General features: G+C 73.3%; 16 protein-coding genes and 1 riboswitch. Of the genes, 7 read left to right on the forward strand and 9 right to left on the reverse strand.

Features of this window, described 5'->3' with window-relative positions:
• Positions 1 to 371: 371 nt before the first annotated feature.
• Entirely contained in the window at positions 372 to 647 is a 276-nt protein-coding gene (locus ACZ63H_RS10225; RefSeq protein ID WP_469863417.1) for a MoaD/ThiS family protein, read from the reverse strand.
• Positions 644 to 1927: a threonine synthase gene (thrC, locus tag ACZ63H_RS10230; protein WP_469863419.1), complete on the reverse strand. Its 1284-nt coding sequence runs from the start codon at positions 1925 to 1927 to the stop codon at positions 644 to 646. The genes ACZ63H_RS10225 and thrC overlap by 4 nt, the downstream gene beginning before the upstream one ends.
• An 18-nt stretch (positions 1928 to 1945) precedes the next feature.
• A riboswitch (SAM riboswitch) is annotated at positions 1946 to 2091 on the reverse strand.
• 157 nt (positions 2092 to 2248) lie between these two features.
• Between thrC and ACZ63H_RS10235 the strand changes: the two genes are divergently transcribed.
• Positions 2249 to 3193: a glucosyl-3-phosphoglycerate synthase gene (locus tag ACZ63H_RS10235; protein ID WP_469863421.1), complete on the forward strand. Its 945-nt coding sequence runs from the start codon at positions 2249 to 2251 to the stop codon at positions 3191 to 3193.
• Positions 3194 to 3267: 74 nt separating this feature from the next.
• The gene (locus ACZ63H_RS10240; RefSeq protein ID WP_469863423.1) at positions 3268 to 4707 is read left to right on the forward strand and encodes an alpha,alpha-trehalose-phosphate synthase (UDP-forming); all 1440 of its coding nucleotides are present in this window, start codon (positions 3268 to 3270) and stop codon (positions 4705 to 4707) included.
• On the opposite strand, the gene otsB is transcribed toward ACZ63H_RS10240, so the two are convergent.
• Genes otsB through ACZ63H_RS10255 form a run of 3 tightly spaced genes read right to left on the reverse strand, consistent with a single transcriptional unit; the run spans position 4695 to position 7173 of the window.
• Positions 4695 to 5528 carry a trehalose-phosphatase gene (gene otsB / locus ACZ63H_RS10245; protein ID WP_469863425.1) on the reverse strand — a complete coding sequence of 278 codons (834 nt, stop codon included), beginning with the start codon at positions 5526 to 5528 and terminating at the stop codon, positions 4695 to 4697. The genes ACZ63H_RS10240 and otsB overlap by 13 nt on opposite strands.
• 53 nt (positions 5529 to 5581) lie before the next feature.
• Positions 5582 to 5806, reverse strand: coding sequence for a DUF3263 domain-containing protein (locus ACZ63H_RS10250; RefSeq protein WP_469863427.1), 225 nt, complete (start codon positions 5804 to 5806; stop codon positions 5582 to 5584).
• Between the two features lie 35 nt (positions 5807 to 5841).
• Positions 5842 to 7173: an extracellular solute-binding protein gene (locus ACZ63H_RS10255; protein ID WP_469863428.1), complete on the reverse strand. Its 1332-nt coding sequence runs from the start codon at positions 7171 to 7173 to the stop codon at positions 5842 to 5844.
• 63 nt (positions 7174 to 7236) lie between these two features.
• Here ACZ63H_RS10255 and ACZ63H_RS10260 point away from each other — a divergent pair, with 63 nt between their 5' ends.
• The 3 genes from ACZ63H_RS10260 to ACZ63H_RS10270 all read left to right on the forward strand — a co-directional run bounded on the left by ACZ63H_RS10260 (position 7237) and on the right by ACZ63H_RS10270 (position 10450).
• Positions 7237 to 8181 carry an ROK family protein gene (locus ACZ63H_RS10260; protein WP_469863485.1) on the forward strand — a complete coding sequence of 315 codons (945 nt, stop codon included), beginning with the start codon at positions 7237 to 7239 and terminating at the stop codon, positions 8179 to 8181.
• An 86-nt stretch (positions 8182 to 8267) separates the two neighbouring features.
• Positions 8268 to 9395, forward strand: coding sequence for an N-acetylglucosamine-6-phosphate deacetylase (gene nagA / locus ACZ63H_RS10265; RefSeq protein WP_469863430.1), 1128 nt, complete (start codon positions 8268 to 8270; stop codon positions 9393 to 9395).
• 122 nt (positions 9396 to 9517) lie between these two features.
• Complete coding sequence (locus ACZ63H_RS10270) at positions 9518 to 10450, forward strand: 1-phosphofructokinase family hexose kinase (RefSeq protein ID WP_469863432.1); 933 nt, start codon at positions 9518 to 9520, stop codon at positions 10448 to 10450.
• Here ACZ63H_RS10270 and ACZ63H_RS10275 read toward each other — a convergent pair.
• Positions 10447 to 11400 carry a carbohydrate-binding protein gene (locus ACZ63H_RS10275; RefSeq protein WP_469863433.1) on the reverse strand — a complete coding sequence of 318 codons (954 nt, stop codon included), beginning with the start codon at positions 11398 to 11400 and terminating at the stop codon, positions 10447 to 10449. The two genes, ACZ63H_RS10270 and ACZ63H_RS10275, sit on opposite strands and share 4 nt — an antisense overlap.
• A 117-nt stretch (positions 11401 to 11517) precedes the next feature.
• Positions 11518 to 13173 (reverse strand): diguanylate cyclase CdgB, encoded by a 1656-nt coding sequence (gene cdgB, locus ACZ63H_RS10280; protein WP_469863435.1) that lies wholly within the window; start codon positions 13171 to 13173, stop codon positions 11518 to 11520.
• Positions 13174 to 13542: 369 nt separating this feature from the next.
• Between cdgB and ACZ63H_RS10285 the strand changes: the two genes are divergently transcribed.
• Both ACZ63H_RS10285 and ACZ63H_RS10290 read left to right on the forward strand, forming a co-directional pair.
• Entirely contained in the window at positions 13543 to 14115 is a 573-nt protein-coding gene (locus ACZ63H_RS10285) for a flavin reductase family protein (RefSeq protein WP_469863437.1), read from the forward strand.
• 76 nt (positions 14116 to 14191) lie between these two features.
• Positions 14192 to 14650 (forward strand): GNAT family N-acetyltransferase, encoded by a 459-nt coding sequence (locus ACZ63H_RS10290; protein WP_469863439.1) that lies wholly within the window; start codon positions 14192 to 14194, stop codon positions 14648 to 14650.
• Between the two features lie 9 nt (positions 14651 to 14659).
• Here the strand turns inward: ACZ63H_RS10290 and ACZ63H_RS10295 are convergent, their stop codons facing one another.
• Both ACZ63H_RS10295 and arfB read right to left on the reverse strand, forming a co-directional pair.
• Positions 14660 to 15499: a sigma-70 family RNA polymerase sigma factor gene (locus ACZ63H_RS10295; RefSeq protein ID WP_469863441.1), complete on the reverse strand. Its 840-nt coding sequence runs from the start codon at positions 15497 to 15499 to the stop codon at positions 14660 to 14662.
• A gap of 87 nt (positions 15500 to 15586) precedes the next feature.
• Complete coding sequence (gene arfB, locus ACZ63H_RS10300) at positions 15587 to 16024, reverse strand: alternative ribosome rescue aminoacyl-tRNA hydrolase ArfB (protein WP_469863443.1); 438 nt, start codon at positions 16022 to 16024, stop codon at positions 15587 to 15589.
• Positions 16025 to 16147 lie beyond the last annotated feature (123 nt).

Below are 16147 nucleotides of genomic sequence, written 5' to 3' on the forward strand. Positions count from 1 at the left end.
CTCACCCCCCAACTGGTCGGGGGCGTGCGCCGGAACGCGTCGACCGCGGCTGAATGTATCTGTCCCACTGCCGTCTGCAACAGGTCAATCGGACGAGAATTCTGGACGTCAGGGGTCCGGAATATGGCGAGAATTCACCCGACTCCAGGGCAAGTCGGGCCCCATAAAAGCCACAAAAGCCGCGCAGAACCCGCACAACTTGGCTACTTCTTATCGGGCTCGCGGCATGAATCCAGGGCTCGCGACCATCCGGCCGCGACCGTGTTCCCCAACTCTACCGCGTTCAATCACGCAGAATTGCCCCCTCCGTTTCTCTTACGGAGGGGGCAATCGAGTGGACGGTCGGTGACCGGTCGCGCCGTCGGGAGGGCTCAGCCGCCGGCGACCGCGGGGATGATCGAGATCCCGGCGCCGTCGGGGGTCGCCGTCTGGAGGCCCTGCTCGAAGCGCACGTCGTCGTCGTTGACGTACACGTTGACGAACCGGCGCAGCTTGCCCTGGTCGTCCAGGACGCGGGCGGCGATCCCGTTGTGGTTCTTCTCCAGGTCCGCGATGACCTCGCCGAGCGTGGCGCCCTCGGCGGGGACCTCGGCCCGGCCGCCGGTGTAGGTGCGCAGGATGGTGGGGATGCGAACGGTCACGCTCATGCGAGGCCAGCCTCTCGGAAGGAGTCCAGGTTCGGGCGGATGGTGGCGGTCAGGCCGGTCCCGGCCACCGCGTCCAGGGTCTTCAGGCCGTCGCCGGTGTTGAGGACGACCGTGGTCTTCGCCGGGTCCAGCAGCCCCGCCTCGAGCAGCTTGCGGGTCACGCCGACGGTGACGCCGCCCGCCGTCTCCGCGAAGATGCCCTCGGTGCGGGCCAGCAGCCGGATGGCGTCGACGATCTCCGCGTCCGTGACGTCCTCCACGGCACCGCCGGTGCGGCGGGCGACGTCCAGGACGTAGGGGCCGTCGGCCGGGTTGCCGATCGCCAGGGACTTGGCGATGGTGTCCGGCTTCTGCGGCCGCACGACGTCCTGGCCGGCCTTGAAGGCGGCGGAGACCGGGGAGCAGCCCTCGGCCTGGGCGCCGAAGATCTTGTACGGCCGGTCCTCGACCAGACCCAGCTTGATCAGCTCCTGGAGTCCCTTGTCGATCTTCGTGAGCTGGGAGCCGGAGGCGATCGGGATCACGATCTGGTCGGGCAGCCGCCAGCCGAGCTGCTCGCAGATCTCGTACGCCAGGGTCTTGGAGCCCTCGGCGTAGTACGGCCGCAGGTTGACGTTGACGAAGCCCCAGCCCTCGCCGGCCGGGTCGCCGATCAGCTCGGAGCAGAAGCGGTTCACGTCGTCGTAGTTGCCCTCGATGCCGACGAGTTCACCGCCGTAGACCGCGGCCATGACGACCTTGCCCTGCTCCAGGTCGTGCGGGATGAACACGCAGGAGCGGAAGCCGGCCCGGGCGGCGGCGGCGCCGACGGCGCCGGCGAGGTTGCCGGTGGAGGAGCAGGACAGGGTGGTGAAGCCGAAGGCGCGGGCGGCCTCCAGGGCCTGGGCGACGACCCGGTCCTTGAAGGAGTGGGTCGGGTTGCCGGAGTCGTCCTTGACGTACAGGCCGCCGGTCACGCCCAGTTCGCCGGCGAGGTTGTCGGCCTTGACGAGCTTGGTCCAGCCGGGGTTGAGATTGGGCTTCTCCGCGACGTCGGCCGGGACCGGCAGCAGCGGGGCGTAGCGCCAGATGTTGGCGGGGCCGGCCTCGATGCGCCGGCGCAGTTCCTCGGTGTCGTAGGCGGAGAAGTCGTAGGCGATCTCCAGCGGGCCGAAGCACTCCTCGCAGGCGAAGACCGGTCCGAGCGGCACCCGGTGGCCGCACTCGCGACAGCTGAGGGCCGAGGCGGGACCGAGGTCGACGGTGGAGTCGCTGGGGGTGGCAACTGTCTGCACAGCCATGTGAGGCGAGGCCCTTTCTCCTCATCTTCCTCACGACGCATCTCGCCGTGAGACGGATTTGGCACCTTCCCTAGCCGGGAGCCTCGCTTGGAAGAAGACGAGAATCGGCTGGAGGGTTGCCGGGGCTTCATCGGGCCGTGTCCCTCTGCCCCTCTGGATGAGCTGTATGTGGTTGTCAACGCCGCTTGACCCCCCGACATGCGATGGTCATCGGCGTTGTTCAAGACTGTAACCGAAGGCCAGGACAGTTGAGATAGTCGTCCGAACCGCGAGATGCATCACACGGCGACGTGTGGTCGTGACAGTGAGGAGCCGCCGACCGTGCTGGAAGAAGTCGAGCGCTGGCTGAGCCGCCGCTCCTGGTCCGTGGCCGACCGCCCGCCGCACCGGGTGCTGGCCGCCAAGCAGCGCACGGGCCAGACGATCAGCGTCGTGCTGCCCGCCCTCAACGAGGAGGAGACGGTCGGCGACATCGTCACCGTCATCCGCCACGACCTCGTGGAGCAGATCCCGCTCGTCGACGAGATCGTGGTCGTCGACTCCGGCTCCACCGACCGCACCTCCGAGGTGGCCGCGCGGGCCGGCGCCCGGGTCGTGCACCGCGACGGGATCCTGCCCCGGATCCCGGCCGTCCCCGGCAAGGGCGAGGTGCTGTGGCGCTCGCTGCTGGTGACCGGCGGCGACATCGTCTGCTTCGTGGACGCCGACCTCAGGGAGTTCTCGTCCGACTTCGTCCTCGGCATCGTCGGGCCGCTGCTCACCGACCCGGACGTGGACCTGGTCAAGGCGATGTACGACCGCCCGCTCGCCGGGTCGGCCGGGCAGGGCGGCCGGGTCACCGAGCTGATGGCCCGGCCGCTGCTGAACATGCACTGGCCGCAGCTGGCCGGTTTCGTGCAGCCGCTGGGCGGCGAGTACGCGGCCCGCCGCTCGCTGCTGGAGCAGCTGCCGTTCCCGGTGGGCTACGGCGTGGAGCTGGGCATGCTGGTGGACGCGCTGCACCTGGTCGGCCTGGACGCGCTGGCCCAGGTCGACGTGGGGGTGCGCAAGCACCGCCACCAGGACGGCCAGGCCCTCGGCCGGATGGCCGCCGCGATCTACCGCACGGCCCAGCTCCGGCTGGCCCGGGGCCACCTGGTGCGGCCCGCGCTGACCCAGTTCGAGCGGGGCGCGGACGGCTTCGAGCCGCGCACCTACTCGGTGGACACCGAGGAGCGCCCGCCCATGGCGGAGATCGCGGAGTACGCCGAGCGGAAGGTGGCGTGAACGGTCCGTATACGACCGACTTCGCAGGTGGATCGCACGTTTGAGGGTTTACGGGCCGGGCTAGGTTGAGGCGTATGGCTCCCACGCGCACTGCTGCCGACCAAGCTCGGGTACTGGTCGCCTCGAACCGCGGCCCGGTCTCCTACCAGCTCCGCGAGGACGGCTCGCTCGACGCCCGGCGGGGCGGCGGCGGGCTGGTCTCGGGGCTGTCCGCCATCGGCCCGGACGCGGGCTCGGTGTGGGTCTGCGCCGCACTGGGCGACGGCGACCGGGCGGCCGTGCGGCGCGCGGACGGCGGACTGCTGCCGGCCGGGGACACCGGCGGGCAGCGGGTCCGGATGCTCGACATCGACGCGTCCGTGCACTCCGAGGCGTACAACGGCATCGCCAACTCGGTCCTCTGGTTCGTCCACCACCTGCTGTACCAGACCCCGCTGGAACCGGTGTTCGACGCGGAGTTCCGCCGGCAGTGGGCCTCGTACCGGGCCTACAACCAGGCGTTCGCCGAGGCGCTGGCCGAGGAGGCGGCCGAGGGCGCGGCGGTGCTGATCCAGGACTACCACCTGGCGCTGGCCCCCCGGATGCTCCGCCGGCTCCGGCCCGACCTGCGCATCGGCCACTTCTCGCACACCCCCTGGGCCCCGCCGGACTACTTCCGGCTGCTGCCCGACGACATCGCGGCCGAGCTGCTCGGCGGCATCCTGGGCGCGGACCGGGCCGGGTTCCTGACCCGGCGCTGGGCGGACGCCTTCACGGCCTGCTGCCGGGAGGTGCTGGGCCCGGGCAGCCTCTCCAGCACCCTGACCGGGGTGCACGGGCTGGGCGCGGACGCGGACTTCCTGCGCGAGCGGGCGCACCGGGAGGACGTGGCCGACCGGATGGCGGCGCTGCGCGAGGAGATCGGCCGCGGCCGCAGGACGATCGTCCGGGTCGACCGCACCGAGCTGTCCAAGAACATCGTGCGCGGGCTGCTGGCGTACGAGGAACTGCTGACCGGCCACCCGGAATGGCGGGAGAAGGTCGTCCACGTGGCGTTCGCCTACCCCTCCCGCCAGGACCTCGCCGTGTACCGCGACTACACCGCCGAGGTGCGGCGGGTGGCGGACCGGATCAACGAGCGGTACGGCACGCCGGGCTGGACGCCGGTGGTGCTGCACGTGAAGGACGACTTCGCGCGTTCCCTGGCCGCCTACCGGCTGGCCGACGTGGCGCTGGTGAACCCCATCCGGGACGGCATGAACCTGGTCGCCAAGGAGATCCCGGTGGTCTCGGACGAGGGCTGCGCGCTGGTGCTGTCCCGGGAGGCCGGGGCGCACGAGGAGCTGGGCGAGGACGCGTTCACGGTGAACCCGTACGACGTCACGGGCACGGCGCGGGCGCTGCACGAGGCGCTGTCCCTGCCGGCGGAGGAGCGGGCGGCCCGGTCCAAGCGGCTGTCCGCCGCCGCGACCGCGCTGCCGCCCGCCCGCTGGTTCCTGGACCAGCTCCAGGCCCTGACCGCTCAGCCGAGCTGAGCGGCGAGGCTCCGCAGCAGTCCCACGACTCCTTCCGGGCCGTCCACGACGAGGTCGGCCCGCTCCGCCAGTTCGGTGACCTCCGTGCTGCCGCTGCAGACCAGCAGGCCGGGAACGCCGTCGGCGCGGAGCTTGTCGACCGCGGCGAAGGCGGGCAGGTCGCCGAGGTCGTCGCCGGCGTAGACGACGCAGCCGGCGCCGACGGCACGGGCGTGGTCCAGGAGGGCCACGCCCTTGTCCATGCCGGGCGGGCGCAGCTCCAGCACCATGCGGCCGGGCTCGACGATCAGTCCGTGGCGGCCGGCGAGGTCGGCGAGGGGGGCGCGCAGGGACTCGAAGGCGCCCTGCGGGTCGGCGGCGCGGCGGGTGTGCACCGCGAGCGCCCGGCCCTTCTCCTCGATCCGGACCCCGTCGCCGGCGCCGGCCCGTTCGAGCAGGCCGGGCAGTTCGGCGCGGGCGGCGGCCACGCCGGGGTGCGGGGGCGGCGCGGTGACGGTGCCGGTGGCCGCGTCCCAGCGTTCGGCGCCGTAGTGGCCGAGGACGGTGAGGTGCTCCAGGCCGGGGACGCCGGCGAAGCCGCCGTAGCGGACGGCGACCTCGGGCGGGCGGCCGGTGATCACGGCGACGGAGGCGATCTCGGGGGCGAGGGCGGCCAGCGCGGGCACGGCGCCGGGGTGGGCGCGGGCCTGCTCGGGGTCGGCGACGATGGGGGCCAGGGTGCCGTCGAAGTCCAGGCCGATCAGCGCGGTGCGCGGCCGGGCGAGCAGCGCGGCGAGTCCGTCGCGGCCGGGCCGGGTCTGCGGAAGGGGCAGAGGGTCCATACCGGGACAGTATCCGGCGCGGGCCGGGCTCACGCCTCGGCCCGGGGAGGAGGTCAGCGCTCCGCGCGCCGTGCCCGTCTGATGCGGCGCAGCCGGTTGACCGTCACCGGGTCGTGGGCGAGGGCGCGCTCGTCGTCCAGGAGCGCGTTGAGGAGTTGGTAGTAGCGGACCGGGGACAGGTCCAGTTCCTCGCGGATGGCGCGCTCCTTCGCGCCGGGCCCGGCAAAGGCCCGGCGCTCCAGCGCGAGGATGGCTCGTTCGCGGCTGCCCAGTTCCATGCCGGCCACGGTAGCGGCCGGCGGGGCGGGCGTGCTCAGTTCCCGGCGCCGCTGTCGGCCGCCGTGGCCGTGGCCTGGAGCCGGGTGAGCACGCCGGAGGGGCTGCCGTTCGGGGCGACGGCCTGGCCGATGTTCTGCTTCACGGCCGCGCTGACCGAAGCCCAGGAGGTCTTGCCGACCGGGTACAGCTCGGTGCTGGGCAGCTCTTCCAGGAAGGGGCGCAGGACCTTGTCGCCGGCCCGGCCGGAGGTGCTCATGGCGTTGGAGGCGGAGCTGGTGACCGGCAGCAGGCCGTAGGTGCGGGAGAAGTCCAGGACGTTCTTGTCGGAGTAGACGAAGTCGAGGAAGTCGCCGATCCGGTCGCGGTGCCCGTGCTGCTTGAAGGCCATCATCCAGTCGGTGACGCCCATGGAGGCCCTGGCCTTGCCGGTGCGGCCCGGCATCGGCACGGTGCCGAACTTCACGCCCTTCTTGGCGGCCTGCTGGATCAGCGTGGGGTGGCCGTTGAGCATGCCGACCTTGCCGTCGGCGAAGGCGGCGAAGGCGTCGGCGCGGTTGAGCTTGCCGGGGGCCACGGGGCCGGTGAGCCCCTTGGCGACCAGCTCGTCCTTGAGCCAGGTGAAGGTGGAGACGTTGGTGGCGGAGTCGATCGTGTAGGTGCCGATGTCGTCGGTGTAGCCGCTGCCGCCGTTGCCGCCGGCGAGCAGCCACTGCATGGTCTCGGCCTGGGCCTCCTCCGGGCCGAGCGGCAGCGCGAAGGGGTACTTCACGCCCTTGCCCTCGAGCGCCTCGGCGTCGGCGGCCAGCTCGGCCCAGGTGGTGGGCGGGGTGATGCCGGCCTTGGCGAACAGGGTCTTGTTGTAGAAGAGCACGCGGGTGGAGGCGGCGAAGGGGATGCCGTACTGCGTGTACTTCCACTGGCCGGCGTCGGAGAGCTGGGAGAGGAAGTTGGCCTGGGTGCGGATGGAGAGCAGCTCCGAGGCCGGGTAGAGCTTGCCGGCCGCGGCGTAGTCGGCGTAGGCGCCGATCTGGGCGAGGTCGGGGGCGTTCCCCGCGTCGACCATCTCCTTGACCTTGCGGTCGACGTCGTTCCAGGAGTAGACGCTGACCTCGATCTTCACGTCGGGGTGCTTCGCCTCGTAGTCCCTGACCAGGCCGTCCCAGTACTTCTTGGAGCTGTGCCCGGTGGAGTCGCCGTAGTCGGCGGCGACGAGTCTGAGCGTGACGTCCGAGGAGCCCGTGCCCCCGCAGCCGCCGAGAACCGCCGTCATGCCCAGTGCGGACACCACCGCGATCGTTCCTGCCGTACCCCGACGCACCCTCAAAGCCCCAACCCTGCCGTCTGACCGTTCAACATATGGACACATAAGGTCTACACCACGTGAGTGGACTAGACCTCTCGCGGGTGGGAGGGTCACACTAGGCGCGTGGTGAGACATGTCATCGCCCTGGACGTGGGCGGTACCGGGATGAAGGCGGCCCTCGTCGGCGCCGACGGCACACTGCTGCACCGCGACCGCCGCTCCACCGGCCGCGACCGCGGCCCGGAGGCCGTCGTGGCGGGCATCCTCGACTTCGCCGCCGACCTGCGCGCGCACGGCGCCGAGCAGTACGGCGAGAGCGCCGGCGCGGCCGGCATCGCCGTCCCGGGGATCGTCGACGAGGCGGAGGGCACCGCCGTCTACTCCGCCAACCTCGGCTGGCGGGACGTACCCCTGCGCTCGCTGCTGGCCGACCGGCTCCGGATGCCCGTCGCCCTCGGCCACGACGTGCGCACCGGCGGCCTCGCCGAGGGCCGGGTCGGCGCGGGCCGGGGCACGGACCGGTTCCTGTTCCTGGCGCTCGGCACCGGGATCGCCGGGGCGATCGGCATCGGCGGGCGGGTGGAGTCCGGCGCCCACGGCTTCGCGGGCGAGATCGGCCACATCGTCGTACGGCCCGGCGGCGCCGACTGCCCCTGCGGGCAGCGGGGCTGCCTGGAGCGGTACGCCTCCGCCGCCGCCGTCAGCGCGGCCTGGGCCGCGGCCTGCGGGGACCCGGAAGCGGACGCGGCGGACTGCGCCCGGGCCGTCGCGTCCGGTGACCCGAACGCCGTCCGGGTCTGGCAGGAGGCGGTGGACGCGCTCGCCGACGGCCTGCTCACCGCCGTCACCCTGCTGGACCCGCGCACGCTGATCATCGGTGGCGGGCTCGCCGAGGCGGGGGAAGTGTTGTTCCGACCGCTGCGGGACGCCGTCCGGCGACGGATCACCTTCCAGAAGGCGCCCGCCATCGTCCCCGCCGCCCTCGGCGACAGCGCCGGCTGCCTGGGCGCGGGACTGCTGGCCGGCGACCTGCTGACGACCACTCCTACGACTCCGGAGGTAAGCACCTGATGGCAACCGAGCGGGAAACTCCGGCCCCGGACGGCGCCCCGGGAGGGGCACGGGGAACTGCGCGCTCCGCCACGACGAGGCCGCAGGTGCTCACCGGCGCGCGCGTGGTGCTGCCCACCGGGACCGTGGAGAACGGCCGGCTGGCCGTCGACGGCACCCGCATCGCCGCCACCGCGCCGGCCGGCGCCGAGGTCGTCGACGTCAGCGGCCACTGGCTGGTCCCCGGCTTCGTGGACCTGCACAACCACGGCGGCGGCGGGGCCTCCTTCGCCGGACCGGCCGAGGACGTCATGAGGGCCGTGCGCACCCACCGGCTGCACGGCACCACCACGCTCGTCGCCTCCACCGTCACCGAGGAGATGGACGTCCTGGTCCGCCAGGCCGGGCTGCTCAGCGAGCTGGCCGAGCAGGGCGAGATCGCGGGCATCCACTTCGAGGGCCCGTTCATCTCGCCGTGCCGCAAGGGCGCGCACTCCGAGGCGCTGCTGCGCGACCCGGACCCGGCCGAGGTCCGCAAGCTGATCGACGCCGGGCGCGGCCACGCCAGGATGGTCACCCTCGCCACCGAACTGCCCGGCGGCATCGACTCCGTACGGCTGCTCGCCGAGCACGGGGTGATCGCGGCGATCGGGCACACGGACGCCAGCTACGAGCAGACGGCCGAGGCCATCGAGGCGGGCGCCACGGTGGCCACCCACCTCTTCAACGCCATGCCCGCGCTGAACCACCGCGCGCCCGGCCCGATCGCCGCGCTGCTGGAGGACGAGCGGGTCACCGTCGAGCTGATCAACGACGGCGTCCACCTGCACCCGGCGGCGCTGGAACTGGCGTTCCGGCACGCGGGCGCGGACCGGGTCGCCTTCATCACCGACGCGATGGACGCGGCCGGCACCGGCGACGGCCGCTACATGCTCGGCCCGCTGGAGGTCGAGGTCAGCGACGGCGTGGCCCGGCTGGTGGAGGGCGGCTCGATCGCGGGCTCCACGCTCACCCTGGACCGGGCGTTCCGGCGGGCGGTGACCGTCGACGGGCTGCCGGTCGAGGACGTGGTGACCGCGCTGTCGGCCAACCCGGCGCGCCTGCTGGGCCTGGACGACCGCGTCGGCTCCCTGGAGCCCGGCAAGGACGCCGACCTGGTGCTGCTCGACGCCGACTTCCGGCTGACGGGCGTGATGCGGCGGGGCGAATGGGTGGTAGCGCCCCAACTGCCCTGATCCGTAACCCTGTCGGGGAGACGACGACCTGCCCGCGCACTGGGCCGGTGGCCGTCTCTTTGGCATGATCGAGGCCCCGGAAACCGCAGACACCGCAGGGACTTCGAGGGAGGTCGGCCCGGGTGATCCTCACGGTCACACTGAACACCGCTCTCGACATCACCTACCACGTGCGGTCGCTACGGCCGCACGCCTCGCACCGCGTCTCGCAGGTCGCCGAGCGCCCCGGCGGCAAGGGCGTGAACGTCGCCCGGGTCCTGGCCGCCCTCGGTCACGAGGTCACGGTCACCGGCTTCGCGGGCGGCCGCACCGGCGAGGCGCTGCGCTCGATGCTGGCCGGGGCGCCCGGCGGCCCGGCGGACGCCCTGGTGGCGGTCTCCGGGGCGACCCGGCGCACCGTCGCGGTGGTGGACGAGCTGACCGGCGACACCACCCAGCTCAACGAGCCGGGTCCGCAGATCACCCCGGCCGAGTGGGCGGCCTTCCTCGGCCGGTACCAGGAGCTGCTGCCGGGCGCCTCGGCGGTGGCACTGTGCGGCAGCCTGCCGCCGGGGGTGCCGGTGGGGGCGTACGCGGGCCTGGTCCGCGCGGCCCGCTCCGCGGGCGTGCCGGTGCTGCTGGACACCAGCGGCGAGCCGCTGCGCCGCGGGGTCGCCGCCCGCCCGGACATCATCAAGCCGAACGCCGAGGAGCTGGCCGAACTCACCGGCTCCCACGAGCCGTTGCGCGCCACCCGGGACGCCCGCCGCAGGGGGGCGCACGCGGTGGTCGCCTCCCTCGGCGCGGAGGGCCTGCTCGCCGTCACCCCGGAGGGCCACTGGCGCGCCGCCCCGCCGGACCGCGTCCCCGGCAACCCGACCGGCGCCGGCGACTCGGCCGTGGCCGGTCTCCTCTCGGGCCTGGCGGAACGCCTCCCCTGGCCGGACCGCCTGATCCGCGCGACCGCCCTGTCGGCAGCGACGGTACGGGCCCCGGCCGCCGGCGAGTTCGACCGGGCCGCGTACACGGAACTCCTCGGCCGGCTCCGGGTCACGGAGGTGGCCGGCGCGGCCTAGCGGGAGACCCGGCCCTTCTTGATCCACATCTGGTCCAGCAGGACGTTGCACTTGTCGCCGGGCTGGCAGGAGATCGAGATGGTGTTGCGGCCCTTGCTCAGGCTGGGCCACACGTAGGAACTGGTCCAGCCCTTGGCGAAGTCGCCGTCGGCCGCGCTCCGCCAGTTCTGGAAGCGGATCTTGCTGCCGAACTCCTTGCCGTTGACGGACACCGTCATCGACTGGTCCTCACCGGTCACGCTGTACCGCGTGAAGATGGTGTACGCGCCGTCCTCGGGGATGTCGTCGACCGTCCAGGTCACCGAGGCGCCCGCCGTGTTCAGGCCGCCCACGTAGATCCCGCCGGCGGCCTGGGCCCCCTGGACGTCCGACACCTTCGCCGCGCCGCCCGCGAGCTGGAGGGCGTTCGCGTCGGTCTTCGGCAGCTCCCCCGCCGTGGGCGAACTGCTGCCCGACGGGCTCGGGGACTGGCTCTCGGACTGGGTCGGGGCCGGGGTGGCCTGGTTGCCGGAGGTGTCGTCGTCGGTGTTGTCGTTGAACATCGCGACGCTGATGCCGATGACGACCGCGGCGACCACGGCTATCGCGCCGATCAGCAGGCCCTTGGTGTTCGGGCCGCGGCGGCCGGGCGCGGGCGGGGCGGAACGGCGGCCGGCCGGGGGCGCGCCGCCGGGCAGCGTCTCCGGGGCCTGGTAGTGGGCGTTCGGCTGGCCGTAGGCACCCTGCTGCGGAACGCCCTGGCCGTACGTGCCCTGCGGCGGCTGGCCGTAGGGCCCCGGCTGCTGACCGTACTGGCGCTCGCCGACCGTGCGCACCCTGCTGACCGAGTTCGGGTAGCCGTAACCACCACCGGACGGCGGCTGGGCTCCCCGGGCCTGGCCGTCTGCGTACAGGTAGCCGAACGGGTCGTCGTCCTCGGGCGTGCTCGCGCCGTTGTCGCCGGGCGTCATCCCTTGGTACTCCTCAACAGGTGCGGGCGGATGGGGTACGGGTTGGAATGGCGAGCCTACCCGCTCTCCGTCCCCCGAACGGGTGACCTGAATCGCGTCAGCCCGCTGACCTGCGGCTCATCCCGCGCGGCGATGCTGTTTGGGACGAGATCGTTTCTCTACGTACATCCGCTCGTCAGCGGACTTCAGCACCTCGTCCGCCGTCATGCCGCAGTGGGCCCACCCGATGCCGAAGCTCGCGCCCACCCGGACGGACCGGCCCTCGGCCCGGATCGGCTGGATGATCTCGTTGCGCAGCCGGACGGCGAGGTCCTGGGCGTCGGCCCGGCCGAGGCCGTCGGCGAGGATCACGAACTCGTCGCCGCCGAGCCGGGCCACCGTGTCCCCGTCCCGGACGCCGTTGCTCAGCCGCCGGGCGACCTCGATGAGGACCGCGTCGCCCGCGTTGTGCCCGAACCGGTCGTTGATCGACTTGAAGCCGTCGAGGTCGCAGAAGAGGACGGCGAGGCCCTTGGTGCCGTCGTCGCGGCCGTCCTCGGGGGCGACCGTGTGCACGTGGTGGTCGTAGGCGTCGTACGCCTCCGCGCCCGGTGCGAAGTCGAAGCCGTGGGCGGCCGGGATGTCGTGGGCCGGGTGGCCGTAGGCCGCGTCCAGGGAGTCCAGGGCGCCGGCGTGGGAGGGGCGCCGGCACAGCCGGGCCGCGAGGCGCGAGCGCAGCTCGGCGGAGTTCGGCAGGCCGGTCAGCGAGTCGTGGGAGGCGCGGTGCGCGAGCTGGAGTTCGCGCCGCTTGCGCTCCTCTATGTCCTCCACGTGGGTGAGCAGGAAGCGCGGCCCGTCGGCGGCGTCCGCGACCACGCTGTTGCGCAGCGACACCCAGACGTAGCTGCCGTCGCGGCGGCCCAGCCGCAGTTCGGCGCGCCCGCCCTCCGCGGAGGTGCGCAGCAGGGTGCCGATGTCCTCGGGGTGGACCAGGTCGGCGAAGGAGTAGCGGCGCATCGCGGAGGCGGGGCGGCCCAGCAGCCGGCACAGGGCGTCGTTGGTGCGCAGGATGCGGCCATGCTGGTCGCCCCCCATCTCGGCGATGGCCATCCCGGAGGGGGCGTACTCGAACGCCTGACGGAAGGATTCCTCGCTGGCGCGCAGGGCCTGCTGTTCGCGTTCCAGGCGGACCAGGGCGCGCTGCATGTTGGAGCGCAGGCGGGCGTTGCTGATCGCGATGGCGGCCTGGAAGGCGTACATCTGGAGGGCCTCGCGCCCCCAGGCGCCGGGGCGGCGGCCGTTGCGCGGCCGGTCGACGGATATGACGCCGAGCAGTTCCCCGGAGGAGCCGCCCTGCGCGCCGGGGGTGTACATGGGCGCGAAGAGCCGGTCGGCGGGGTGCCACTCGTCCTCGAAGCGCGGCTCGGGGCCGTCGGTGAACCACTGGGGGACGTCGTCGTGGTCCAGGACCCAGCCCTCGGTGTGCGGTATGAAGACCAGGTCGCCCCAGCGTTCGCCCATGGCGAGCCGGCGGTCCCAGGACTCGCGGGAGCCGACCCGGCCGGTGATCAGGGCCTCGGCGGCGGAGTTGCCGGAGAAGGCGGCGACCACGAGATCGCCGTCGGGGCGGACGAGGTTGACGGCCGCCAGCTCGTAGTTGAGGGCGGCGACGGCGCCGTCGGCGACGGTCTGCAGTGTGTCCGCCAGGCTGCGTGCCGTGTTGATGTCGGCCATGACCTGGTGCAGCTGTCGCAGGGACGCAAGACGGACATACGGCTCCGACTCGGTCTCCATGCTCGCCCTCCCCCCGAGACCTCGCAGCGAATCAAGGGTTGCCTTCGGCGCTTCTCCCGCGTGTCAGCGGTGGCTCTTCGCAGTGCTGTTCACGTTGTGCGTGCGGCTTCCCCGCCACTGAATCACAGCGCGCTGCCCACTCGGTACACAGGGTCAACAATTCCTGCCTCTTGTGACTCAAGTCACAAGGAAACGTGAACAATTGCGTGGAGTTTCTGCGTTTGCCCCGTGTGATTCCCGCAGGCACGCGGTGCGCCGCCTTGCCCGGGACCGGTGACGGCGGGCGCCCCGCTGGTCCTCGCGACCTAGGACCCGGCTCGGGCCAGGGTCCGATGCCGGCCGCACCGGGCGAAGACTAGCGTTTCCGGCGTGCTGAACACTCCCTCCCCCACCACCCCCCTGGCTTCCGGGCATGCTGAGGGGGTGAGCGACGACGAGTTCCGGGCCGCGATGTCCCGGCTGGCCGCGGGCGTGGTCCTGGTGACCGCGCAGGAACCGCCGCTGGACCCCGACGACCCCGGGGCGCCGGCGGTGGAGGACGTCGGCATGACCGCCACCGCCTTCCTGTCGGTCTCCCTCGACCCGCCGCTGGTGATGGTCAGCCTGCGCGAGGGCGCCCGCATGGACGACCTGCTCGCCGAACAGCCGCTGTGGGCGGTGTCGGTCCTCGCCGAGAGCCAGCGGCACATCGCGGGCCGGTTCGCCATGAAGGGCCGCATCAGCGACCGGCTGCTCTTCGAGGACATCCCCTACGCGCGCGGCGAGGTCACCGGCGCCCCGCTGGTCGGGGGCGCGCTGGCCACGCTGGAGTGCCGTACCGAGCAGCGGGTGAGCGCCGGGGACCACACGCTGGTCATCGGCCGGGTCCTCACCGCGCGCGTGCCCAGCGCGGCGGGGGGCCCGCTGCTGTACTTCCGGGGCCGCTACCGGCAGCTCGGCTGAGCCGGGAACTCCCGCGGCCCGGCCGGGCCGGGAAATCCCGTGGCCGCGGCGGGGCGGGCGTGGCTAGGGTGCGCCGATGACACCCCGACTGGAAGAAGTGACCCCGCGGAACTTCGAGACCGCCGTCGCCCTGCGCGTCCGCCCCGACCAGGAGCACGCCGTCGCACCGGTGGTGCGGTCCCTCGCCGAGGCGTACGTCCACCCGGACGGCGTCGCCTGGCCCCGGCTGATCGTCGACGACGGCCGGGCGGTCGGCTTCCTGATGGCCTTCTTCGACATCGACTGGCACGGCGACGGCAGCCTGCACCGCTCCGGGCTGTGGCGGCTGAACGTCGCGGCCGGCGAACAGGGCCGGGGCTACGGCCGGTTCGCCGTGGACGCGGTGGCCGCCGAGATCCGCCGCCGCGGCGGCACCCGCCTGTACGTGAGCTGGCACCCCGGCCCGCACGGCCCCGGCGCCTTCTACACCCGCCTCGGTTTCCACCCGGCCGGGGAGACCTCCGGCGACCAGGTGGTGGGCGTGCTGGACCTCTGAGCGCGGGCCCTAGACCTCCACCACCGTCAGGTCCGCCAGGCGGGCGCGGTCGGTGACGATGTCGATCCCGGTGATGCGGTCGGCGGCGAAGGTGAAGACCAGGACCCGTTCCGGGCGGCCGCCGGCGAACACCGCGAGGCCGGTCGCGCCGTCGACGAGCGCCGGGCGCGCCACCCGCGCCAGGTGGGCGAAGCCCACCGCGCCCGCGGCGACCTCGGCCGCACCGCTGTTCACGCCGGACTCCGTGCGCGCCACCACGTCCGGGTCGAGCACCGCGAGCAGCCCCTCGAAGTCGCCGTCCCGGGCGGCGGCCAGGAAGGCGTCCACCACCCGCCGCTGCCGGGCTAGGTCGGCCTCCGGCGCCTCGGCGCCCCGCACCCGGCGCCGGGCCCGGCTGGCGAGCTGCCGCGCCGAGGCCGGGGTGCGCCCGAGGACGCGGGCGATCTCCTCGAAGGGCACCCCGAACATGTCGTGCAGCACGAACGCCAGCCGCTCGGCGGGCGAGAGGGTGTCCAGGACGACGAGCAGGGCGAGCCCCACGGAGTCGGCGAGCAGGGCGCTGTCCGCGGGGTCCCGCTCGGCGGACGGCGCCGGCCGCCAGGTGTCCAGCGGCTCCTCGCCCCGGGTGCGGCGCGAGCGCAGCATGTCGAGGCAGACCCGGCCGACCACGGTCGTCAGCCAGCCCCCGAGGTTGGCCACCTCCCGCGTGTCGGACCGGCTCAGCCGGACCCACGCCTCCTGGACGGCGTCGTCGGCCTCGGCGGCGGAGCCGAGCATCCGGTGGGCGACGGCCCGCAGATGCCCGCGGTGCGCCTCGAACCGCTCGGCGAGGAAGTCGTTGTCGGTCATCGCGGGTCCGGCCTCTTCCGTCGTCGTCCTCGGTGCCTGCACCACCCTGACGACGGGGCGGCCGCGGATGTGACGGCGGGGACGCCGCTATCCCCAGTCGCGGCTCGACCGCCCCCGCTTCGTCTCCGAGCGCTGCTTCTTCTCCCGCAGCCGGCGCTCGTTGATCCCGCGCGGTATGCGCGTCGGCCGGCGGGGCTTCGGCGGGGGCGCGGTGGCCTCCGCGAGGAGCGCGGCCAGGCGTACGGCGGCGGCCTCCCGGTTGCGCCACTGCGAGCGGTGCTCGGAGGCCCGTACGGTCACCACCCCGTCCACGAGGCGGCCGGACAGCCGGTCGAGCGCCCGCTCCTTCCACACCGGAGGCAGCGCCTCGGTGCGCGCGAGGTCGAAGCGCAGCTCCACCTGCGAGTCGCTGGTGTTGACGTGCTGTCCGCCGGGCCCGGACGACCTGGAGAAACGCCACGTCAGCTCGGCCTCGGGAAGCGAGACCGAGCCGCGGATGAGATAGGGCCCGGACATGCCTCCCATGTTCCCGGCCCGGCCGGGCGCACGTCACCTGGATTTCCGGCCCGGATCCCGTATCGGGGGGACGCCCGTTCCCGGGCTCGGTAAAAAAGGTAAAGCCATCCGGAACCGACGGGACACCCCGCG

This window comes from Streptomyces sp. NPDC104831, from assembly GCF_055583025.1.